Source organism: Rhodococcus zopfii NBRC 100606 = JCM 9919 (genome assembly GCF_001895025.1).
Lineage (GTDB): Bacteria > Actinomycetota > Actinomycetes > Mycobacteriales > Mycobacteriaceae > Rhodococcus > Rhodococcus zopfii.
Genome location: NZ_BCXI01000017.1, coordinates 104,235 through 127,777 on the forward strand (window position 1 = coordinate 104,235; position 23,543 = coordinate 127,777).

12 protein-coding genes and 1 riboswitch are annotated in these 23,543 nt (G+C 67.9%); of the genes, 7 read left to right on the plus strand and 5 right to left on the minus strand.

Features of this window, described 5'->3' with window-relative positions; all coding sequences use genetic code 11:
* Positions 1 to 106: 106 nt before the first annotated feature.
* The gene (locus RZ1_RS13185) at positions 107 to 853 is read left to right on the plus strand and encodes a CBS domain-containing protein (protein ID WP_072812471.1); all 747 of its coding nucleotides are present in this window, start codon (positions 107 to 109) and stop codon (positions 851 to 853) included.
* Positions 854 to 1,072: 219 nt separating this feature from the next.
* On the opposite strand, the gene RZ1_RS13190 is transcribed toward RZ1_RS13185, so the two are convergent.
* Together RZ1_RS13190 and RZ1_RS13195 are read right to left on the minus strand one after the other, a co-directional pair.
* Positions 1,073 to 2,950, minus strand: coding sequence for a hypothetical protein (locus tag RZ1_RS13190; RefSeq protein WP_139281834.1), 1,878 nt, complete (start codon positions 2,948 to 2,950; stop codon positions 1,073 to 1,075).
* 196 nt (positions 2,951 to 3,146) lie between these two features.
* Complete coding sequence (locus RZ1_RS13195; RefSeq protein WP_072812475.1) at positions 3,147 to 3,605, minus strand: mandelate racemase/muconate lactonizing protein; 459 nt, start codon at positions 3,603 to 3,605, stop codon at positions 3,147 to 3,149.
* 31 nt (positions 3,606 to 3,636) lie between these two features.
* A riboswitch (SAM riboswitch) is annotated at positions 3,637 to 3,757 on the minus strand.
* A gap of 488 nt (positions 3,758 to 4,245) precedes the next feature.
* Here RZ1_RS13195 and RZ1_RS13205 point away from each other — a divergent pair.
* Entirely contained in the window at positions 4,246 to 7,626 is a 3,381-nt protein-coding gene (locus RZ1_RS13205) for a DEAD/DEAH box helicase (protein ID WP_072812476.1), read from the plus strand.
* Positions 7,627 to 8,999: 1,373 nt separating this feature from the next.
* Here RZ1_RS13205 and RZ1_RS13215 read toward each other — a convergent pair.
* Positions 9,000 to 9,986, minus strand: coding sequence for an NYN domain-containing protein (locus RZ1_RS13215; RefSeq protein ID WP_072812480.1), 987 nt, complete (start codon positions 9,984 to 9,986; stop codon positions 9,000 to 9,002).
* A 526-nt stretch (positions 9,987 to 10,512) separates the two neighbouring features.
* Here RZ1_RS13215 and RZ1_RS13220 point away from each other — a divergent pair.
* Both RZ1_RS13220 and RZ1_RS13225 read left to right on the plus strand, forming a co-directional pair.
* Entirely contained in the window at positions 10,513 to 10,977 is a 465-nt protein-coding gene (locus RZ1_RS13220) for a hypothetical protein (protein WP_072812481.1), read from the plus strand.
* Positions 10,978 to 11,093: 116 nt separating this feature from the next.
* Positions 11,094 to 11,420 carry a hypothetical protein gene (locus tag RZ1_RS13225; protein WP_139281835.1) on the plus strand — a complete coding sequence of 109 codons (327 nt, stop codon included), beginning with the start codon at positions 11,094 to 11,096 and terminating at the stop codon, positions 11,418 to 11,420.
* A gap of 831 nt (positions 11,421 to 12,251) precedes the next feature.
* Here the strand turns inward: RZ1_RS13225 and RZ1_RS13230 are convergent.
* Complete coding sequence (locus RZ1_RS13230) at positions 12,252 to 12,875, minus strand: Fic family protein (RefSeq protein WP_072812484.1); 624 nt, start codon at positions 12,873 to 12,875, stop codon at positions 12,252 to 12,254.
* Positions 12,876 to 12,911: 36 nt separating this feature from the next.
* Positions 12,912 to 13,103 (minus strand): hypothetical protein, encoded by a 192-nt coding sequence (locus tag RZ1_RS13235; RefSeq protein WP_029547292.1) that lies wholly within the window; start codon positions 13,101 to 13,103, stop codon positions 12,912 to 12,914.
* Positions 13,104 to 13,297: 194 nt separating this feature from the next.
* Between RZ1_RS13235 and RZ1_RS13240 the strand changes: the two genes are divergently transcribed.
* The 3 genes from RZ1_RS13240 (at position 13,298) to RZ1_RS13250 (ending at position 23,475) form a co-directional block, all read left to right on the plus strand.
* Positions 13,298 to 13,486 (plus strand): hypothetical protein, encoded by a 189-nt coding sequence (locus RZ1_RS13240; RefSeq protein WP_037202561.1) that lies wholly within the window; start codon positions 13,298 to 13,300, stop codon positions 13,484 to 13,486.
* 183 nt (positions 13,487 to 13,669) lie between these two features.
* Positions 13,670 to 14,302 carry a hypothetical protein gene (locus RZ1_RS13245; protein WP_029547294.1) on the plus strand — a complete coding sequence of 211 codons (633 nt, stop codon included), beginning with the start codon at positions 13,670 to 13,672 and terminating at the stop codon, positions 14,300 to 14,302.
* Between the two features lie 95 nt (positions 14,303 to 14,397).
* Positions 14,398 to 23,475 carry a helicase-like domain-containing protein gene (locus RZ1_RS13250; RefSeq protein WP_072812486.1) on the plus strand — a complete coding sequence of 3,026 codons (9,078 nt, stop codon included), beginning with the start codon at positions 14,398 to 14,400 and terminating at the stop codon, positions 23,473 to 23,475.
* The last annotated feature ends 68 nt before the right edge of the window (positions 23,476 to 23,543 follow it).

The following is a 23,543-nucleotide window of genomic DNA, read 5'->3' on the forward strand; positions in this document are numbered from 1 at the left end:
GTCCTGACGGGTCGGCGGCCGGCACCGTGTGCCGGGCAGGATCTCGTCTCGGTCGAGAGCACCCGAATCCAGTACGGCGGCGTCGGCCTCGGATCACGATGAGAGGATGGACGCATCGAGTCCTCAGGATCCGGCCCGCGAGTTTCTCGACCTGTGGGCCGACATCGAAAAGCATCTACGACACAAGTACTCGCTGCCCGGGCATATTCGCACCATGGGCGAGATCATCGCCGAAACCCGCACTCGGGACGCACTTGTCCGCCGCTACGAACCCGCCCTCACCGCGTTCCGGGATCTGCGCAACGCGATCGTCCACCATCCGTACCGCGGCGACGTTCCCATCGCTACACCGCGCCCGGACACCGTCGACCGACTGCGCCGCATCCACCACGAGCTGCTCCACCCAGCCCAGATCGGACGGTGCCTGCGAGCACCGGTGGTGAGCACCGCGGCCCCGGACGAGCCGCTTCGCGACGCCTTGTACGAGATGGCCGAGCATTCGTACTCTCAGCTGCCTGTCTACGAGGACGGCCGATACCTCGGCCTGTTGACCACCAACGCCGTCGCCCGATGGCTGGCGGCGCAGATCAGCGACGCCGGTGAGGTCCTGGTGGATCAGGTTCTGGTGCGAGAAGTGCTCGACTTTGTCGAGCCGACCGAATTGGTCGTCCACCTCGCGCGCACCGTGTCGGTCGCCGCGGTGATCGACGGGTTCCGCAAGGAGGACCCAGCCGGCACACTGGTCGCGGTCATCGTCAGCGAACTGGGTCTACCGACGCAGAAACCGCTCGGTGTCGTCGTGCGCGACGATCTGGCATACCTGCTCGCTCAGCTCCCGGCAGTGGGCCTGTAGAACGCGGTGTCGCGGGGGACAGGGCGGGGATTGGGGGACTGGTCGCCTGCAGGTGCCGGTAACCGGTATGCCGCGCTCGACTACGAGGCCCACGGTTACGCACCGGGGATCGGGGGCGCCGCGGGTGTCTTCGAGGGGAATCCGCTGACAACGTTCCCTGACGTCGGGACGCCCCTGCGGAGCTCGGCGACGCCACATTCTTCGACATCAACGCGTTGGTCACGAGTATGCGCGTCCGTCCCAGCGAAGGATCCGGTCGGTGATGGTGCCCGCAGCGCAGCTGGGGTTGCAGTCGTTGTCGAACTGGCGAATCGTGTACTGCCCATCGGCCCCCGGCCCTTCCAGCTCGGCGTAGTAATAGACGTGGCTGGTGCTCGCGTAGTTCGGTCCGGATCCGTCATCCCATTCGATCGTCTCGAAGCCGTCGACGTGGGGCACGAGGGTCAGGACACCGTTGTATCGCCCGGGGTTGTAGGTGAGGAAGACGTTGCCGGTGGCGTCCGTGGTGGGCTCGGCGAAGTCCAGTGCGTCGCCGTAGACGGCGAGATCGACCCGGGTCAGGATCTGTCCGGATGAGCTGATGGCCGCGACGCATCCGCCTCCATCAAGACCTGGTTCGCCATTGAGGACGGTGGAGACCTGCACAGTGCCCAGGTGCGGGTGAGGCACGCTGCGGGTGTCTTCAACCCTGCCCCCACAGATGGATTCCGCGGTCGCCGGCGGCGGCTTCACCTGGGTGAACAGGGTGATCTCGTAGGCGCCGCTGGAGAGCGCCAGGGTCGAGATCAGATCGCCGGCCACGACGGTGGCTTTGCCGATCCCCAGGAGCGCCATCAGTTTGCCCGCGACGACGGCGGCCGTGCGGGTGATGCCCTTCTCGGTGAGCTGATCCCACATCTGAGTCGACAGTCGGCCCTGAATCTCGGCGAGGATGTCGGGGGTTCTCTCGACGCCGCACATCACGAGCGATGCGATTCCGCCGGTGAGGGCACCGAGGTCGGCAGCGCTGACGGTGGTGGTGAGCCCGTCGGTGACGCACACGCCCATGACACCGAGTTCCAGGGCCGTCAAGACGGCAGGATCGTCGGCGGCTTCCTCGATCGCGTTCCATAGGACGCCGTACGCCAGTGACGAGGTCGACACGGTCGCGGTGATCGTCGAGCTGCCGTTCAGTGGCGCCAGGGATTGTTCGGTGAATCCGAGGTCGACGCCGCCGCCGGGCGGCAGGACCCAGGTGCGGGAGCGTCTGTCGGCCGGCACGCCCATCGCGTCTGTGGTGGCGGACAGTACTTCCGCTGTGAGGGCGCTGATCTGGCCGGAATGCAGATCGACGAACGCCCAGGTCGGGGTGACCGGTGCGGTGACGATCAGTGCAACGCCGCGATTGTTGCGGATCTTGACGACCGCGGTGTCGGAATCGTGGGGGTCGGAGCCGGTGCACACGAGCATGGGTGCGTTCCTGTCCTCTACGTACACGACGTCGTCCATCCATCTCGGGCGAGGTTGGGATGGGCAGGACGGCGGGCGTGCACGCAGGCCCGCCGCGGAGGTGAGGAAGTGGTTGGCGTCTTCGACGCGTGCCACCAGCCACTCCTTGATGCTCAGGTGGGTGACCTCAGCTGTCGCGGTGCGGCGATCAGGGCTGATCTGCGGCTCGATCACCTGTGTCGCCGCGGGTTCGGCCGAGTTCGACGCGTGCGCGTCGTAACTGATCAGGAAGAGCTGTTCGTCGGACGGGAGCGGTTCCGGTAGTCGGTATCTGAACGTCAGCGGCTTCTGGGGTTGACCGCTGGACAGGGTCACTTCCGCGCGGGCAAGAACACCGGGTATGTCCGCATCATCGAGTGGGGTGACTGTGAGGGTCGAGTCGGCCGGCCCCGCACCGGGCGGCACGGCCACGGTCCAGGCGTCGGTGACCGGGACGTCGGTAGCTTCGCTGTCCGACAGAGCCACCGAGGTCGAGGAAGACGGCTCCGGCGTCCCCGATGCCTCGTCGGAACGACCGGCACCGGGGAGCAGTGCGCATCCGCTTGCCACCAGCGTCGCCGCAACCAGCATCGCCATGGTCACGGGACCGGACCGAAGTCGTTGCACCACAGGCGTGTCCTCCTGTCCCACGGGAAGGTCGGCGGCTCACTCTAGCTCTGTCCCTCGGCGCCGAAGGCGGAATACGAAGCGCTATCGGCCGTGACCGGGCAGTCGACGAGAATGGACACGCAGTACGTACTCTGCGTATAGCGCAGATGACGGCTTCGCCGATCGGCGGCCAAGCACCTACCCATGCTGCGAGGACCTAGGGGGACAAGCCCGGAACCTCGCCGGACAACACCCGTCTGGTCGCCGCGCTGGCGCGGTGTCCCGACTCGTACAGTTTCGGCCAGGCCGCGAAGTCCTCGGGGTCGACGATCGTCGTGTCGTGACCGCCGTTTCCCGGCCGCTTCGGGCGATGTTCGGGATGGTTCGGAAACTCCAAGGCCAAATAGCCGCGGTCGAGTTCGAGCCGGAAGATCAGCCAGGTGTGCGGCGTGAATCCCACCGTTTCGGCGCGTTTGGCGAGGTCGACCCAGTCGGTGATGTTCGTGTACCCGCCGTCGAGCACCGCCGTCTGGGTGGCGATCATGGGGATCGTGCCCAGCCAGATCGGCGGAAACTCCAGCAGGACCCGGCACCATTCGCGCCGACGGGCGGGCGGGATCGGTTCCCACTTCGCCTGCGCGTTTCGCAAGGTGTCGCTGTCGTGGTGCGAAGACATCGCGCCCCTCTACCTTCCGGAGGCGTGGGCCTCCATCGACTTGTCCGCCGGCGGTTACCGCGCGAACCGGTTCTTCCCCTGGGGCACCCACAGTCGATGGAGACGGGGTTGCCGGGCAGCCGGCCAGGTACCGACAACTGCCACTCTGGAACCTGCTGCCACGATAGCAAGAGCGACCGACATGACGGCGTCCTGTCAGCAGACGCCCTGCTCGTCCTGACCTGCCGGCACCGCCGCAATCACACTCTCGTACTACCAGCTCGATCCGGGTCAGGAACACGTCGCGTTCCTGCGTCGCGAACTCGAGCTGCGCGAGGGGAGCACGGCGTGACGACACCGGTGTTGGTGCGGTGGCGCCGGTGAACCGGCCTGGATCCGGGGCCCTCGGTCGATCAAGTCCGGTCGGCGAAGCCGCCGCGCTGGTCCCGCTTCTCGCCGGCCTTGCGGCGAATGTCGTCGAGGACCTGTCCGTGCAGGGCTGCGAGCGTGGTGAGCATTTTCAGGACGTCCGGTGGATGTCGCCGCTGCCGGTGCACGGGACCGACGTCGTGACCGCGTGGAGCCGCCACCACCGCCGCATGGCGGGCACAGTAGTCTGACCTGCACGGCAACGGTGTCAGGCAGTCGAGGAGGGCATGCGGTGCGGCGGCTGCGTGTGACCACCTACGACGGCGGGAACAGCCTCTACGACACGGTGCTCGAACTGATCACCGCGGCCCAGCGCAGGGTATGGATCAAGATCCCGTGGTGGGACACCTCCCCTCAGGCTCGTCGTCTCCTCGATGCGGTGATCGCCGCCAAGCAGCGCGGTGTCGATGTCCTGGTGCTCTGCCGGCCCGAAGCGTCCAACGACGCCGTGCTGCGAAAGCTGCGCCGCGCCGACATCTCCCTGACCAGCGTCCGGTACATCCACGAGAAAGAGCTGATCGCCGACGACATCGCGGTCACCCACTCGATGAACTTCACGCGTACCGAGATCGAGCGCAACCAGAACTCCGGCTCGGTCTTCGACACCCCCGAGGAGATCGACGACCTCGAAGCGGGTTTCCGCACGCTGCTGGACAATCGGGAGGCGGTCAGCGTCGGCGAGGGGGAGTGGACACCGAGTTCGGTGCTGATCCCCCCGGATTTCCAGAAGTTCCTGACACGCTACGACCGGCTCAATCCGTTGCAGTCGAAGGCCGTGCCCGTGGTGCTGTCGAGTCCGGGGCATGTGATGGTGGTGGCTCCGACCAGCGCGGGGAAAACGTTGATCGGGGAAGTTGCGGCGTTGCGGTCGATCGTCGGAGAGGGCAGGCCGGCGGTGTGGCTGTTGCCGGCACGCGCTCTGGCCGCCGAGATCGGTGAGACCGCCAAGCGGTGGAACGAGCACGGGATCCGTGCCATCGAACTGACCGGCGAGACCAACATGTCCAGTGAGGCGGTCCGCAAGGCGCAACTGTGGGTGGCGACGACGGAGAAGTTCGAGGCACTCTACCGGCGGTCCTCGCTGCGCGAGTTCATCGGCAGCGTCGGCTGCCTGATCATCGACGAGGTGCATCTCGTCGGCGATCCGGAACGCGGCGCCACCCTCGAATCGCTCATCGCCCGGTTGCGTGCCGCCGAAGCCCGCACCCGGATCGTGGCGCTGTCGGCGACCGTGTCCAATGCCGACGAGCTCGCCTCCTGGTTTCGTGCTCAGCTGATCCGGTCGGCGTGGCGGCCGACAATCCTGAACACCCAGTTCGTCGCCTACGACGCCCCGGCGGTCGAGGAACGACGGGAGCTGCACGAAGCCGCCAAAGACCGGGCTCTGCGGGATCTGCTCGGCGAGCTGGTCGATACTGCCGGGCAGTCGATGACCGTCGGCGGCGGCGCCGCGACGGCAGAGGGCGGTGTCCTGGTCTTCTGTGGGAGCAAGAACGCGGTGCGACGCACCGCGGCGCTTGTTGCCGGCGTCGAGTTCCGCGAGGTCGACGACGAACAGTTGATCGATGCGGCCTTCGCGCGTGGGGTGGGAATCCACTTTCGCGATGCGCCCCGGGCCGGGCGCGCGCTGACCGCGTTCAAGGAGCGAGACATCCGCGTTCTCGTCGCCACGTCCGGGTTGTCGACCGGGGTGAACACCCCCGCCCGGTTCGTGGTGATCCGGGATCTCGAGCTGGGAATCTCTGCTCTGGAGGTTAGTCAGGCTCAGCAGATGTTCGGCCGGGCAGGACGGGCCGGGCAGGAACCCGAGGGGTTCGGGTTCATGCTGGTACCACGCGACCAGGAGGCCCTCTGGCGTCATAAACTCGCCGACGGGTACACAGCACGCAGCCGGGTTGTCGACCGGCTGGCCGATACCGTCCTTGCCGAGATCCTGCTCCGGTCGGTCCGACACCGATCCGACGCGTCGACCTGGTTTCAGGAGACGTTCGCCTACGCCCAGGCCCGTGAGGTTTACGACGTCGACGAGGCCCTCGACTTCCTGGTCCGCCGCGGATTTGTGACCGAATCCGAGGACGGCCTGGCGGTGACGGAGATCGGTGCGTTGACCTCACGGCTGATGATCGATGTCGAGTCCGCCGCCGAGCTCCTGGCTGCGTTGGCCGAAGTCCCGGTCCCCGCCGACGCGGCCGAGGCCGAGGAGTACGTGCTGCAGATGACGGCGGGCGGCGTTCGCTCGCTTCGAGAGTGGCCGGTGAATCAGAGAACCTACGAGGCGGTGGTCCAGGAGGCGCTCTCGTCGTGGTCGCGGCGGGTGACCTCGCGTCTGGGCAGCCACTTCGGGTCTCGATTCTGCCTGGCGGCCGCGCATCTGGCGCTGCGCGATCCCCGTAGGCTCCACGCGAAGCCCCCACGTGGGATGTCCCTGGCCGACTTCCGGCGCGCGATCGACGAGATGCCGCGGTACCTCGCGTGGATCAGCGCCCTCGGTTACCTCGGGTCGGCGACATGGGCGCCGGCGGTGGCCGGTGATCTGGCCCGCCGCCTGTCGTGGTGGACCCTGTCCCCACGCCCGGAGCGAGGCTCCGGTCGTCTGCTGGGGATGCTCGAACGCACGCTGCATCCGGAGAACCGGCGGATGCGCATGCAGAATCTGTGGGGTCGAGCCCGACAGAACGGCTACTCGAGCCCCGACCGGATCAACGCTCGGCCCCGCGACGTCGACGTCTCGACCGAGGAATTCGCGCAGGTCGTGCGTAGTCGTGCCGATCTGCAACTCGCCGTGCCGGACCGGCTCACCCTGCCCGTCACGGCGGCGACCGCCCAGTCCCGAGTGACGGTGCTGAGCAGTATCGGAACCCGCCGAGCGGTGTCCACCGTGTGCCCGGTGCTCGACCGGATCGAACTCGTGCTGCCCCCGGGCAGGGAGGCGGGCTCGATGGTTGCGGATGTATTCCTCTACACCCGTGACGGGGACTTCGCGTACCGCAATGTCGTGGTCGAGCTACCCGACGATGCGGTCGGTACACGACTCGATCCGCTGGTGGAGGCGGCTCGGCTGGTCGACGACCTGCCCGTCGTCGCCGTGGTGGTGAAGAAGAAGTTCTCGGGGCTGCGGCGCCTGCTGTCGAGTGAACGCAAAAAGCGCCGCATGTCGCTGCTGCCGTTGCTTGCGCCCGACCCGCAGTTGCGTCCGGTGGCGCTGGCCCTCGCCGAACACGAGGCTGAGCCCGAGCGTGCGGTGCTCACCCTGCGCGCCAACCTACGGGCGTTTCTCGCCGCTGAGGACAGTCACGTTCCGCGCCCGGCCGCGGTGGTGCTGCGCTCCGGTCACGCCTGCGACGACGAGTTCGAACTGACCTTGGCGGCGCTGGTCGGTGCCCTGCAGTTCGACACCGGTGCCGCGATATCGGGTGAGAAGGTCGTGGCGCTGGTGAAGATCTCCGGTGAGTGGCACCTGGCGGCCCCAACGAAGGAACCGTTCGTTCAGGTCGAACCTGTTGTTCCCGAGGAGCTCCCGCCGGTGATCCGAACGGTGCAGGAGCGAGAACACGACCCGGATGCCACCGTCACGCCGCTCTGCGACTGGATGCAGGAATTCACCCAGTCGTAGCGGAGAGTCCGCACCCCGCGGCTGCGCGCCACGCGATGCACACCGGCGCGGCGCAGTGAGGGACCGCCCGGAAGCAGCACGGTACGACCGGCCGTCACTCGTCGCAAAGGGCGCAGAAGTCACCAAGGGGGGTGGAGCGTTATTCGTAGAGCGCGCTGTTGCCGCGCCAGTCGTTGTCGTCGTCGGTAGGGCTGCCGAGGAACTCTTCGGGGTTCTGACCGTACGAGGCGCTACCCCAGTCCAGACGTGAACGATGATTGAATCGCAGATCGTCGGCACGGGACGGCCGCCCGTAGGGGATCTCTCGTGCCTGACCTCCCGCACGATCGTGTCGGCGCCCGGTATCGGAGTGTCCTGCGCTCCGCTGAGCACTCTTGGGGCGCTTGGGTGCCGGCTTCGCGGCATGAGGTGTCAACGGGGGCAGCGGATGCCGCATGCGGGTTTCGGCCGTTATCACTCCCAGGCATCGGTTCAGGAACCGCACCAGTGACCTGGTGCATTTCGGGCAGGGAGCCAATCGGCTGTGATGAGCTTGTTCCGCGGTGCACCGGTGCTGCACCGTGTTCTTGGAAACGCAGTGGTCGTGCGCGTGGTAGTGCCCGGCGCGTGCGTCGACGAACACCGGCCGACGGAGTCGTTCGGCGACGGCACGCGCGAACGCTGGGTTCGCCCTCGGGGGTGGAGGGACCGCCCCGTTCCGACGTCGAGACGGTACGTGGTCGTCACGAGACCGTGGCTCATCGGGTGCAGCTGGCGACATCCCACGAGTAGAAGCAGGAGATGCCGCGTCGCCGGGTCGCCGTGCCGGGGACTTCTCTCCACCGTGAGGGACGGGGCTCGTACCGGAGTGGCGGGCCGGGGGCGCAATACCAGCCCCTTTGGGGGAAGCTGGGGCGCGGGTAGCGCCGGAGGGCGCCGACCGGGATTGCTCCGTGTGCAACGCCGCGGCGGCATCGGCGACAGCTTGGTCCAGTCGGCTGCGGTAGCCGTTCCTGAACTCATTGTAGCTGTCGCCGAGGTTCTGGAAGGCACGCGCGATGGCGGCACATTCGGCTCTGGTGTCGCGTGTGAGGATGTGCGAGGCGAACGGCGCGGGTGCATCTTTCGGGCTGTCGGTCTCCCGCTCGTAGATGCGCAGTTCCCACCGGCCGCTGCTGGCGCGTTTGATGACATACCGGTGTCGCGCGGTGCCGGCAGTGCTGACGCGACGCGCGGCGTTCTTCGTGCGGACTACCCGTGCAGGGTCCTGACTGCGTTTCCGCTTCCTGCCACCTGCCATGTGCAGCCTCTTTCTCGGATGTGCGGGGATTCGGACATGCACCTCGACCATCCGGTCGGATGCGGACGATCTGGGAGATGCCTACGGGTGGGTCTCAGCCCTCGTCGTACTTCTCCCAGAAGCGGGCCCGCAACCGGTACCGGCTGTCCTCGTCCAGGTCGTAGTGCTGCATCGCGACGGACGCGTCGAGCAGCAGGGCCCGGTCGATCTCCCGCGGGATCGAGGGCCTGGCCCGGTCGAGCTCGAGCTTCTCGTCGGCGGTGGCGCTTTCCCGGAACGAGGCCAGCACCCGCATCACCACCTCGTCGATCGCGTGCTCGTCCTCGGTCTCGTCGTTGCGGTCGTAGCCCGGCAGTACCTGAGCGGGGGAGCCGGTGGTGCTGCTGTAGGCGAGCACACTGGTCCGGCGCGGGGCCGACGAGGCCGATACCCGCGCCGCCACGTCCAGGGGGGTCCGGCCAGCCGGCCGGGCCGCCGGGACCACGGCGGGCGTGGGCGCCGGTGGCGTGGGAATCGGTGCGGGCACCGGTTGACGGTCGACCTTGAGCACCGCGGCATCGACGACGCCGCCGTCGATGACGTCGAGCTCGTCGGCAGCGCGGATCAGGTGCCGGCTGACCCCGTGCGAGGTGCCCACCGCGGTCGGGACGGCGAGCAGCACGACTTGAACTCCGTGCACCTGAGCCTCTTCGACGGCTTCGGTCAGGTCATCGTCGCCGGAGACGAGGAAGAACACATCCGAGGCTCCGTTGCGGGCGTGAGCCACCAAGTCCAGGCCGATGCGCAGGTCCACGCCCTTCTGCTCGCCGTTGACACCGAAGCGGCCGAGACGAAGCTTGACCTTGGCAAGCTCACCGATGCGTTCTTGCTGCGCGTCGGGGATGCCGTTGCGGGCCGAGTCGTACCAATACACCCGCAACACCGGCAGCCCCGACCGGTCCTGCGCGGTGTCCACCAGCGAGCTGATCAGCGTGGAGTAGTCGACGTGAATCCCGCTGCGCAGCGACGTGCCGGTCACGCGAGTTGCAGCCGAGGCAAGCAGATATCCGGCATCGATGTAGAGCGAGCAGGTCGACCGCATGCGCTCACTATGACATGCACGAACGACAGGGACGGCACACTGTGACCAGCCCATGCGCCCCTTTCACTGGTGGGAGCACGGGACAGCCTCGACCACCGCGAAGCCTGCCTGCAGTCGATGCTCGCGCCCGGCGTCCTGGTAGGACTCGCGGGTATGCCGCGTACGCGCGGTTAGCGGTGTGCGACTGGTATCGGGTAGCCGGAACGCAGAACCTTGCCTCTCCGCTGGTCACGGACGGTCTGCACACGGCAGTCGAGGTACCGAAGCGACGCCGCAGGGAAGGCCGAATGATGCATCGGATGCAATATGCAGGGGTTTAAGTTGACATAATCTCAATTATCGGCGTTTCGCACCGATTGCGCCACAGGGGTTTTCATGTGAAATCGGCGCAGTCTCTCACGGGAACGAGGTGCTGCGCGAGCGCACATGCACGGGCCCGTCGGTGGTGCCCGGCGCGGCGGCGTTGTCGGTGGGCGGCGATAACGTGACCGTGACGCCTGCCGCACGCACCCGAAGGAGATTGTCCGTGGCCGACAGTACCGACGTACCGGAGATCGCCACGTGGGACGGGATGATCGACTGGCTCGTCGAGTCGTTCACCGACCAGCCGACGGGGCTGATCATCGACCTCGGACCGAGCGACTACGTACACTTCGACGACGACCACGACAATGTGGACGAGCCGGTGGTGTGCTCCCAGGTGCATGTACTCGCCGACGGGGTGCTGATGGTACGTCGCTCCCGAACGGTGCTCGACCGACTGCGTTTCGACAGCCACGCGGTCGACGCCCTGGACCTGGACCGATGGTTCTTCGACGACCATTTCGACGACTGCACCGACGGGTACCTGTTCACCCGCGACATCGCACTCGCAGCGGATGTGTGCGTGTCGTGGTTCCGGGACGTTCCCGGCGCACCGTCGCTCGAGGAGATCGGCTGCTCCTACGAGTTCCCCGACACCCTTCCGCCACGGCGCGAACCCACCACCTGACGGGCGACGATCTGCCTCCACCGATCGACCCGGTCCGCACACCACGCCGGCCGGTACGGTGAACCGAACGCGCCGCAGTGCGACGACCCGAACCGGTGACCCGGAAGAATGCGTCCGTGCCGTTGCCCATGGTCGACCATGACCACAACCTCACCCCGCGGCGCAGCGTCGACGACATCAACCCGGCCCTCGTTGCCGGCGGGAACGAGGATCGTGTACCCGACAGTGCGCGACACGGCGCAGAAGCACCACCCGGGATTCGGCGCCACCGCAAGGACGCTGCCCTGGCGCTGTTCGCTGCCGCCGACACGGCCGGATCGATCGACTGGGACGGTCGCAGTCCGGAACGCGACCGAATCCGCGTGTCGGCACGACGTGCGGAACCGGTGCCACGGCATCTCTCGTCCGGTCGTTCCACCGAAAACTACTGCACCGGAACATGATTGATGGATAAACGAAATTATCCATCATGGACGGTTGGAGCTGGTCGGCGGCACTTCACCTCGCAGCGCCGTGATCGACACCGCAGCGCACGTCAGTACCCGGGTGCCGAATCGGGGCGAAAATGGCCCCCCTTGATCGCGGCCGCGGGCACGGACTCGGGCCGGCGGCACGAGCTTGCAGCGTCGCGCGGGGCGTGATGGTTCGACTCCCGGTGCTACCCAGCCATGGGCAGGTACGGGCAGGAAACCTCACGGCGTCGGTGTCCGTTCGGTAGAGTTTTCGTGTCACCGTCATCCCCCTGCACGGTGACCGAGGCCCCGCCGGAGTTGCCCCCCAAACTCTCTCCGGCGGGGTTTCTCAGTTCGATCTCGCCGATCTCGACCGAGCCTGCGACACTGCAGGGCGGCCGGCTCGGACTGCGCCGTGCAGGGGGGTTGCGCAGTGCGGGCCGGCTCTTGTCATCTTCCGTGCCCGGAGTCCCGTCGGCGCTTCCCTGACGGAACCGGATCATCCCCTACCGGGAGGGTGTCGGGGTCCCCGACGGAATGGGTCGACGCATGCTGCCGGAAGCATGCGTGCATTGCATGCACGCTACGCATGCAACCTTGCGTCGCGATGGGCCAAGCCTCTAGTTCGACACCACCGCCTCGGGTCTGCGCACTCGGTAGGCGCTTGTTCCGCTTGTGGCCGAGGTCCTCGACCTAACCCGCAGCACAGGCGCGTTCGTATTCCCTCGGGATCCCTGTGCGTGCGTGTCCAGCATCTTCGACCGGAGCTCACGGGCGGCACCCCTACTCCCCCGGCTCCACGCTGCGTCGCAGGCAGGGCCCTCAGTCCTGATCGTCCAGCGATGCGAAACGAACGTCCCGCCAGAATTCGCACAGCAGGGCCAACGACCTGTGCTGATCCCATTCCCGCAGCGCCGCCACATACCGGGCATGTTGGGCGGTGTCGCGTTCGACGCTGAGTTCGAGGACGGGAAAGTCCAGCCGCCGCATGGCTTCGGCGACCATCACTCGGACCGCTCGGCCGTTGAAATCCTCGAACGGATGCACGTGCAGTGCCTGAGCCTCCAGGTAGGCGAGGGCTTCGAGTTGACGCTCGACGTCGCCGGCGCAGCAGTCGAGCCGGCCGGTGAAGCTGTGGAACAGCTCCCGCATCTCCCGGTCTACATGAATGTGTTCCGGCGGATAGTGGCCTCCCACCCGGACCGGCTTCCTGCGCCACCGGCCGGCGATGTCGGGCATCACGTCGATCAGGATCCGGCGATGGAACTCGCGGAGCAGATCCACGTCCATCGCCTCGTCGGCGAAGTGACCGGAGGCCACCTCGTCGAGCAGCCGGCGCAGTGGCTCGGCGATCAGGTCGGCGACCTCGTGGTAGGTCTTCGTGCCGAACAGCGTCTCGAACTGGCGGGTGCTGCCGGTATCGACCGGCTCCGCCGGCTCACCCACCGGTCACCGCTGCTGCGCGGGTCCGTGCGTGCACGATCAGTGCGAGTCCAGCATGGCGCGCTGGCGGTGCCGTGCCTGCTCGATCCACCGGTCGGAGACCGGCTCGCCTTCCATTGCCATGCTGTGGATCACGTGATCGACCACGGCGGCGCGCCGCCGATAGACCTTCTCCTCGGTGGGCAGCGCACGCCACCGTGCGACCAGTGCCCGAACGTCGTGTGTGGTCACGGCGTGCTCCCTTCCGTCTCGATCCGGTCCGTTGTACCCCCATGATGGCAGCCGGTGGCGACAGCGAGCAATCGAGACGGGCTGTGCCGGCCTGCGGACGTATGCGGACCGCGGCGCTGTCGGCCCCCTGGTGTAGGCACAGCTGGACGAGACGGCGGATGCGCCTGTCACGCCCACCGAGGTAGGGGGATCGAATGGTTGTGCTGCTCATCTTCAATGTGCTCGGAATCCTGGCCGCGCTCTTCTGCGCGCACAGGTCGTATCGCCGTTACGGCCGCCCGGTTCGGGCGGTGGTGGCCGGCGTCGGAGGGCTTCTGATTCTTCCGCTGATCGTCGTGGTGGCGGTCGCTGCGGCCGCTCCCCGGGCATCGCGGACCGGGTAGTAGAACGTCGGGTAACCGCAGTTCAAGACGCATTTCGTGGGCAGTAATCGCATAGAATTGATCTTGAAACGTTCCCGGAATCGGGGGGAACTCCGCCCAGAATCGGGCGCAGTCGAGGAGGTCGCGTGGCGGACGAGAACGCCAACCAGGACACGTTCGAGACCGAGGATCAGGGAGGACACAGTGGCACCGCAGAGCGAGGAATTCAGGGCGCAGGTCGAGGGAATCGACCTGACGATCGCGGCCGAGACCAGGCGGATTCTGGTCGAGTGGCTGGGGATCGACCCGGCGACCGAGCAGGAGCGGATCGACCGGGAAGCACTGCGCTTGCAGCAGATGACCGAGGACGCGGCCGAGCAGTTCGAACAGGCGACCCCGACGACCCCGGACGCGACGTACCAGGACGCGGTACGCGCCAAGAAAACAGCGTGGCGGGCAGCGCGGGAGATGGTGCTGGAGGGCGAGCTGTACCCGCAAGTGACACCGGAAATCCGGGAAGCGCGGGAGCAGTTCGCGGCGTGGGCCGAGCAGGAAGCCGAGAAGGACTGGGAAGCGGCCCGGACGGCGCAGGACCCCGATCGGTGGCGGACACAGAACGTGAAGCCGAACCCCACGGCGGTGCGAGTGGCCGAGCGAGTGTGGCTGGACAAGCCGGGATGGTTTCTGTCGCTGGCAGAGGCTTTGGTCGCGCAGCGGATCGAGGACAACTTGCCGGTGCCGATGACCTCCCGCGATCCGATCGCGGACGAGCTGGCGGCACTGATCGAGGACGAGATGCGGCGCAACCCGCCGCAGGACCCGGATCTGCCGTTCTGATCCAGGCGCAATGGGCGCGAGTCCGCGACGAACTCGTTGACCTGCGCAGCCAGGGAAAGAATGCCTCTTGTGCGCTCGCTTCGGCGCGTCGAGCATTGGCGACTGCGCAGGAACGCGGACTGCCCGACGGGATCGCAGCCAACACTGCGAACGTTGCGTCCTGCACCGAACAACTCGAACGTCTCCGTGGGCAATGGCGTGAGCTGCGTGGCCGGGAGAATCAGCTGCGCAGCGAGCTGCACGCTCTGGGGATCGACCCGGAGAGCGTCCCCAAGCAAACGGTGCGCGAGGTCGCGGCTGCACAACCGGCTTGGCGGGAGCACCCCGCCACCGCCCGTCAGCTGCGGACCCTCGAACGCCTCGCCCGCGAGACGCACGTGCCGTTCGTCGTCGACGAGGACATCACCAAAGGTCAGGCCCACGACCTGATCGCCTCACTGCTGGCCGACAACATCCCGCAGGCCCAGTTCACCGACCGGCCCGCAGGGCCGATGTTCCTCCCGGCCGCGACACCGACCGAACCGACCGAACCGGCCGCACCGGACACTCCCCCGGCACCCAAACCACCCCCGGCCGAGACGCCGGTGATCGATCCGTTGGGCGAGGTCGAACGTCGTTTGCTCGAGCGTCTCGCCGAACTGGACGCCGAGGCCGATGCTGCCGCGAACCCCGAGGTCAACACTGCGGCGCAGTTCTTCTCCTGGGCCGACGGGCATTTCAAGGTCAAGGCCCAGGTCGCGCTGGCCGACCTGATGACCGATCGCCAGTCACTCACGGACAAGATGTTCGCGGTGTGCCGGTCGATCCTGGCGGATCCGAAACGCTGGGGCGAACTCGGCCGCCGCGCCGCCGAGGCGTACTGGCAGGCCCGCACCGGCGAGCCGGTGCAGCATCCGGTCACCGCCGAGGTCGCCGACACGATCGTCGGCGCCCGCGCCAGCGAGGACCGCGCCGTCACTGAGGACTTCCTCGACACCACCCAGCACGTTTTGGACGCGCAGGAGCGGGCCGAGCTCGCTACCGCCGAGCAGCGCAGCGTGCACGTCGATGCGGTGCAGGACGGCATCGACCAGGCCGCCACGGTCGAGGTCGAGCAGTGGTGGGCGCGGGGTCGCGCCGCCTACGACCCCAGCGATCCGCTGACCCTGCCGCAGCCGGACACCGACCCGCAGATCGCCGCCGCGATCAAGACGGTACGCGGCCGCAAGGCCCGCGACGAGATCCGCGCCCAGTGGTTCGCCGGTGTCGAGCAGGGACGCCGTGAGGCCACCGCCGAGGAACGCAGCGCCTTGGTCGCCGAGGTCGCCGTCGATCCGAGGCTCATCGCACGCGTTGAGGGTCGGCGCCCGGACTACCTGCCTACCGTGGCCCGTGACGAGGCCAAGTCCCTGATTGCCGAAGCCGCCCGTGATGGCTCGCCGCTGCGGCAGGCCGCAGCGAAGGTTCTGCTCGAGCATCACCGGTTGCCGGCCGAGCTGTACGAGCGGGCGTATGCCGAATGGGACCGCATCCACGGACCCGAGCTGACCTGGGACCAGGCCACCGCCGGGGAGTGGACGGCGTGGATGACCCTGCAGCTGCGCCGGGACCCGCTGGTGGGGTCGTGGGCGGGGCAGCCGATGTGGACCCGCACCGATCTGATCGAGTTCGGTATCGAGACCGCGTTCGCGGTCATGGCCGAGGAACGCCCCGATCTGATCGCCGCCACCGCCGGCATCCCTACCGAGCGTCTGGCTGCCGAGCTGCGCGGAAACATCATCCCGAACCTGCCCCAACCCCAGGCACCGGACGTGTCCGCCCTGTTCGTCGCTACCGGCGAATTCCGGCAGCTGCGCTTGCAGGACTATGTGGAATCGAGGGTGCAGCACTACTCGATTCACGGGTGGGCATACACCCTCGACGGCGGCAGCACGTCGACCACCGCCGGCCACAATCCGCGGGTGGCGATCGGTGCGCTGCTCGACGCCCGCGCCAAGCCGATCCCGGAGTGGATCGACCGCATCTACCGGCCCTACGCCCAGGCCCGCGCCACCGTGGTGACCAGGGCGATCACCTACGCCCGGAACAACGAGTTCTACCACGCTGAGGCCCGGTCGGATCTGCTGTGGCAGTACGACGAGTCCGGCATCTTCGTTGCTGCCCACTCGCTCCTCGAGGACGTGCGCCGGGGCATCATCGAGCAGCTGCGCAGCGATGTCCCGGCCGAGGTCGAGCTGCTCGAATCCCTTGGGGTCGACCTGGAGTGGACTCTCGGTCACGATGCGGATCCGAAGGTTCTGCGTGAGATTCGGGCAGCAGGCGAGGACCTCTACAGCCTCACCCCTACCGACCTGACTTTTGCCGGGGCGGGAGATGTGGTCGTCGGTGATTCCGACGGCCGGCACGTCACGATCCGCTCCGGGTGGGCGCAGAACAGCAGCGAGCACATCACCTACGTCGACGGCGAGCCCCGTCCCGAGCTGACGATGCGGGACGCGATCGCCGAAGCCCGCGCCGTCCTCGCAGCCGACCCCCAGGCCGAACAGCTCGACCCGGAGCGCACCACCGAGGCCGAGGCCGAACTCGACACCGACACCGACACCGACACCGAGGCTGAAGCCGAGGTGGACACCCACGACAAACCCGCCACGGAGACCGAGCAACCGCAGGTCAGCGAGGAGGCCCCGCCGCCGTCCCCCCGAGTCCTAGCGCCTGCGGTCGATGACACAGGCGCGGTGATATTCGAAGAGGTCGAATCGGCTCCCACCGAGCCGTCGGCCCCGGCCGGCCCCGACACGGCGACGACCTCGTGGATGCTCACCGATCGTCCGACGGTCGCCCACATCGGGCCGATCGTTGCACCGGCCCCCGCCCCCGAACCCGCGTTGGCACCGGAACCAGAAGCTGTCGCCGAGCCGATCAAGGCGGCCGCGGACGCCGACGAGCTGGTCGTTCCCGACACCGAGTACGGCGAGCCGCTGACCAGCCCCCTGTGGCGGGGCGGTGGTCTGGTCAAGGCACGGAAGGAATCCGGCGGATACGTCTACCTCTCCCCGGCCACCGCCGCCCAGTACGCCGCTGCCGATGTGTCCGCCGAGCCGCAGACCGCCGTTGAGCAGCCGCAAAGCGACGCCACTGCCGCGGCCGAGCTATCCGAGACTGTCGCGGAGGTCACCGCTCCTACCCCGGACACCGGTGGTGACCAGGCCGAACCGGAGACCGGCGCCGCGGCCGCGCAGACCGCCCCGCAGGTCGAGACCCCGGTGGTGCGTCCTGCACCGCCGACCGCGGCGGCGCAGGACTTCACCCTCGGTACCGAGGTGCTGGTCCCGTCCGGGGCGAAGGCCCGGGCGCGGGCGAACATCGCCGCCCTGCGTCTGGTGCGTCGGCTCGACGAGCAGCAGCGACCGGCCACCGCCGACGAGCAGGCGGTGCTGGCGCAGTGGTCCGGTTGGGGAGCGGTCCCGGAGGTCTTCGACAACCGCGCGAAGGTCCTCGCGCAGTGGGGCGACGAGCACGCCGAACTGCTCGATCTGCTCGGGGACAAGGGCTTCGCGCAGGCCCGCCAGACCACCCTCAACGCCCACTACACCGACCCGGCGATCGTCGCCGAACTGTGGCGGGCGGTACAGCGCGCCGGACTGCCAGACGGGGCGCTGCTGCTCGAACCGGGCTGCGGGGCCGGTCATTTCGTCGGCACCGCCCCGGAGAAGGTGCGTATGGTCGGCGTCGAGATCGAGCCGATCAGCGCGAAGATCGCGCACTACCTGTGTCCCTCGCAGCAGATCCGCAACCACGGCTTCGAACGCAACTTCGCCCCCGCCGGCACCTTCACCGGGGCGATCGGCAACGTCCCGTTCGGCAAGTTCGCGCCCGTCGATCCGATCCACAACCCGGGCGGGTTGGCGATCCACAACCACTTCATCGCCAAATCCCTCGCCCTGACCGCGCCCGGTGGCTACGTCGCCGTGGTGACGAGCATGTTCACCTCGGACGCCAAACGCGCCGAACAGCGCGCCGCGATCACCGCCACAGGTGATCTGATCGGTGCGGTGCGTCTGCCCACCGGAGCGTTCGACCGGCAGGCCGGCACCGACGTGGTCACCGACGTGCTCATCTTCCGCCGCCGCGAGGACGGAACCGCCCCCACCGAGGACACCCTCGACTGGGCACAGCCCGCCGTGCAGGTCGCCGCGGTCGACGCCAAGACCGGTGAGCAGGCGCGGACCTGGATCAACCCCTACTTCGCGAAGTACCCGGAGCGGGTGCTGGGCACCCTCACCGTCGGGGGCGGCATGTATGCCGGGGGCTCGCTGCGGGTCACCCCGCACACCGGCGCCGCCCTGGGCGAGCAGCTGCGTACCCAGCTCGATCCGCTCATCGACCGGGCCGTCGCCCGTGGTCTCGGGTTCACCGCGCAGGCCCCCGATCCGGTGCAGGTCGAAGCGTTCACCACGCCGGGATTGCGCACCGGAGCCGGTCTGGACTCGAACGAGGTGCTGCCCGGTGCGATGCGATTCCACGAGACCGAGAATCGCTTCGAGCAGTTCACCCTCGGCCGCGGCTGGGCCGAGGTCGGCTGCCGCGGCAAGGACCTGGCGCAGCAGTGGAAGGTGCTCATCGCTCTCGGTGAGACGGTCATGGAGCTGTCCGAGGCCAGCCGCTCCCGCCGCCACACCGTCGCCGACCGTGACGTGATCCGGGGCCGGCTGAACTCGCTCTACGACGGCTATGTGCGCCGGTGGGGGCCGCTGAACCGGTTCAAGCTCACCGACCCGACCCCGCTGTCGGAGGCGAAGATCGCCGCTCGCCTGGACAAGGCGATCACCGAGTGGCGCATCAAGACCGGCCGCGAGGAAGCCCTTGCCGACGGGCTGGACCCGGCCGAGGCCGGCCCCTACACCGGGTCGATCCCCGACGAGGTGTACGAGGAGCTGTATGACAGGGCGGCCGAGCAGCCGCAGCCGCGCCGCTACTCCGCGCATCTGCAAGGCGCGATCGCCCGCGATCCACGCCTGGGCATGGTGCTGGCGATCGAGAACTTCCAGTCGCGCTTCGACGGCAGCGAGGCGGTGGCGACCAAGACGGCGATCTTCACCGAGGACACCACCCCGTTCAAGGACAAGGCCACCGGCGCCGCCGACCTCGACGAGGCGTTGGCGATCTGCTTCGACGAACTCGGACACATCGCCCCGCACCGGGTCGCCGAGCTGCTGAACCTGTCCGTCGAGGACACCCTCGACCAGGCCCAGGGCCGCATCTTTCCGTCCCTGCACGCCGACGACCAGTGGGAACTCGCCACCGTCGCGTTGTCCGGGCAGGTCCGCGACAAACTCACCCTCGCCCAGGTCAAAGCGGCCACCGATCCCCGCTACGCCCCGCTGGTGCAGGCCCTCGAATCGGTGGTGCCGGCGGATGTGGACCCCGCCGACATCGGGGTGCGCATCGGCGCGACCTGGGTGCCGATCGAGGACTACCGGGCGTTCCTGATCCAGGAGTTCGGGCTGCGCCCGGACCGGCTCACCGTCGAGCACGACGCGATCAGCGGCAGCTGGGAGATCTCCACCGACCAGAAAAGCCGCCACGAGTTCTCCAGCGGCTATCCCGACAAGTACGGCACCGGCCGGCTCCCCGGGGTGAAGATGTTCGAGCTGCTCGCCAACAACAAACCCATCCAGGTCAACAAGACCGCCGACGAGCTGGAGCGCTCCCCCAAGCCGCGGTTCAACGTCAAGCTCACCGAACAGGCCCACGCCTCGGCGAATGCGCTGGCCGAGCGGTTCGAGAAGTGGCTGTGGGAGGACGGCGACCGCTATCTGCGCCTGGCCCGCACCTTCAACGAGCGCTACAACTCGTTCGTCAAACCGGTCCACGACGGACGCAGCAAGACCTTCCCCGGCCTGAACCCGAAATACACGCCCTACGACTACCAGGCCGCAGCGGTGCAGCGGTTCCTGCACGACGAGACGATCCTGCTCGACCACGTGGTCGGAGCCGGCAAGACCCTGACGATCACCGCCTCGTGCATGGAAGCCACACGCCTCGGACAGATCCGCCAACCCTGGATCGTGGTGCCCAATCACCTGCTGGCGCAGTGGGCGGTCGAGGCCCGCGATGCCTACCCGAACGCCAACATCCTCGTCGCCGCCGAACTCGGCGGCCGCGATGACCGGCAACGCTTCGTCGGGCAGACCGCGGTCGGGGACTGGGATCTGGTGATCGTGCCGCAGTCGGTGTTCAGTCGCATCGCCATGCGCCGCGAAGCGCAGATCGAGTACCTCGAAAGCGAAATCGCCGAACTACGGCAGGCTCTCGACGCCGCCAACAGCCAGGGCGCGGAGTTCACGGTCAAGCAGATCGAGAACGCGATCAAGGCCGCCGAAGGCCGCATCGAGAAGATCATCGACGCCAAGGCCACCGACGACGGGCTGACCTTCGAACAATCGGGCTGCGATTTCCTGTTCATCGACGAGGCCCACGACTACAAGAACCTCACCCGCCCGTCCAACAGCGCCGACCTGTCGGTGCCGACCGGCTCCCAACGCGCCACCGACCTGGAGATGAAAGCCAAGTACCTGCGAGAACAGGCCCGCGCCCGGGGCGCCGAGCAGGGGATGCCGCACGCCCCGGCCAAGGCGCTCGCGTTCGCCACCGGCACCCCGATCACCAACTCGCTGTCGGAGATCTGGGTGATGACCAAGTACCTGCGCCCGGACCTGCTGCACGCCGCCGGCCTGGGGCGCATCGACAACTGGGCGGGCACCTTCGCCAAGCCGGTGTCGGTGGCGGAGATGAACATCACCGCCACCCGCATCCAGATGCGCACCCGCATGGCCGAATACGCCAACGTCCCCCAGCTGGTGGCGATGCTCGACCAGTTCCGCGACGTGGTGACCGCCGATCAGATCCCGGTGCGCCTGCCCGTCCTCGACGGCGGAGCACCGCAGATCGTCGAGTTCGACATGGGCCCCGACGCCATCGACGCGATGGCCGACCTCGATGTGCGCATGGGCATGATCCAGGGCGATCGGATGGACCTGGACAACAGCCTCAAGATCGCCACCGACGGGCGCAACCTCACCATGCACCCCTCGCTGGCGAACCTCGCCCCACCCGACCCCGAGCACAGCCGCATCGAACACGCCGCCGAGCTGATCTGGCAGGTCCACACCGACCATGCCGATCTGCGCATCCCGGCCGACAAGTACGGCCCCGAGATGACCGGGGTGTTCCAGCTGGTGTTCTGCGACCGCGGCACCCCCAAGGCCGGCGCCGGCCCCAAGGCCCGCAATCTCTACACCGAGCTGCGCGACGCCCTGATCGCTCGGGGCATGAAACCCGACGAAATCGCGTTCATGCACGACTACGACAACCCCAAGGCCAAAGCGAGGCTGGTCCAAGCGTGTGCGGACGGGCGGGTCCGGGTGCTGCTCACCTCCACCAAAAAGGGCGGCACCGGCCTGAACGTCCAGCGGGCGCTCAAACAGATGATCAACCTCGACCCGGCGTGGACCGCCGCCGACATGGAACAACGCCTCGGCCGCATCATCCGCCAAGGCAACGTCCACCAGACCGTCCAGGTGGTCAACATGGTCGCCCGCCGCTCCTTCGACGCGATGATGTACCAGTACGTGGCCCGCAAATCGAACTTCGTCGCCATGATCCGCAAGGCCGACGTGCCACCGACGATGGAAGACCTCGGCGGGGACCTGACCGTCTCCTGGGCACAGAGCAAGGCCGCCGCCACCGGCGACCCGGTCTTCGTCGCGCAGGTCGAGGCCGACCAACAGGTCGCCGAACTCGAAGCCCGCCGCGACGCCGTCCTCAACGCCAACGCCGCCCGCAGCGCCGCGATCCGGGCCTTGAGCAAGACCATCACCACCGACGAGAACCGCCTGCCCGACGTCCGGGCGATGGTCGACAAGCTCACAGCGTGGACCAGCATCGACGACCGCGCCACGAAGATATGGCACTTCCCCCACACAGCGATCCCCGACTCGGAAACCGCCGACCTGGCCGACGCGCTGCGAAGCTCGTTGATCCGGCTCAAAGAGGAAGTGACCCGCAGCAACGACGACGTGGTGTTCGGCGTCATCAACGGCGTGCCGCTGCAACTCGGCTACACCCAGGTCCTCGGCCAGTTCTACATCTCCGTCGGCGAGGAGATCGCCTGGTACGAACGCGACCGGTTCCTCAACGCGGTCGAGAAAGCCAGTGGGGCGCAGGGGATGCTGACCACCCTCCGCAATCTCGCCGAGAAGGCCACCCGGCAGGTGCCGGTCATCGAAGCGAGGATCGAACACAACCGGGTCCGGCTCGCCGACGCCGAGGCCGAACCGGAACTCGAGTTCACCGAGACAGACGAACTCGACGCCGCGAAACTGCGGGCCGAAGAGCTGCGCCTGGAGGTCAACGCCCGCGAGAACTCCCCCGAAGCACTACGCCGAGCCCGCGAAGACCAGCAGCGCCGGGCCGCCGACGGGCAGTACCCGCAGTGGACCCTCGACCTGAACCCCACCGATGCCTGGGCCGAGCACCGGAACATGAGCAAGGCCGACCTCATCGCCTCGGTGCCGGAGCGCATGGCCGCCGCCCGGCAGCAATGGCTCGCCGGTGCCGAGCAGCGCGAAGCGGGTCGCAAGGCCGACCCGTGGGTGGCTCTCGACGAGACCGAAGCGCTCTGGCAGTACGGCTTCGACGCCGGCACCGGCCGGCCCGGCGCCCGGGTGTACTGGGACGATCGGCAATGGCACCTCGAAGCGTGGGACGGCAACGGCGCGATCGAACGCGACGCCGTGAACACCCGAGGCGAGGCATTCAGCCTCGGCATCCGCGTAGTCGACAAGTTCGCCGCCGACCGGCAGATCCCTCGCGAGGCGATCCACCAGGCCGGCCTCGAGCGCCGCGAACGCCTCGACAACGCCGCGTCCCCCACGACGGTGGAATCGACCGCCGCAGTGGTCGAACCCACCGACGCGATCGTGGAGCCGACCGAGACGGTCAGCGCCGCCACCGACACCTTCGAGCTCGATGAGGCCCTCGTGCAGGGCTTGCGTGCCGCAGGCGACGTTCGCCCACTGCACAAGGTGAATCCCCACGGCACAGGGCCGCAACAGCAGCAGCACATCGACCCGACACGGCAGTACGAAGCCGAATACGGAGGCGGGTACGAGGAAGACGGCCGCGCCGTCTGACCGCGTCTCTAACCTCGGCACCACCGGTGGGGCAGGACGCATCCCGGTCCTGCTCCACCGCCACCACC

What these genes read in the sequence shown, in the direction of transcription:
- RZ1_RS13185 (WP_072812471.1), top strand. Translation starts at nt 107, where the DNA reads ATGGACGCATCGAGTCCTCAGGATCCGGCCCGCGAGTTTCTCGACCTG.
- RZ1_RS13240 (WP_037202561.1), top strand. Translation starts at nt 13,298, where the DNA reads ATGGTTGTGCTGCTCATCTTCAATGTGCTCGGAATCCTGGCCGCGCTC.
- RZ1_RS13215 (WP_072812480.1), bottom strand. Translation starts at nt 9,986, where the DNA reads ATGCGGTCGACCTGCTCGCTCTACATCGATGCCGGATATCTGCTTGCC.
- RZ1_RS13195 (WP_072812475.1), bottom strand. Translation starts at nt 3,605, where the DNA reads ATGTCTTCGCACCACGACAGCGACACCTTGCGAAACGCGCAGGCGAAG.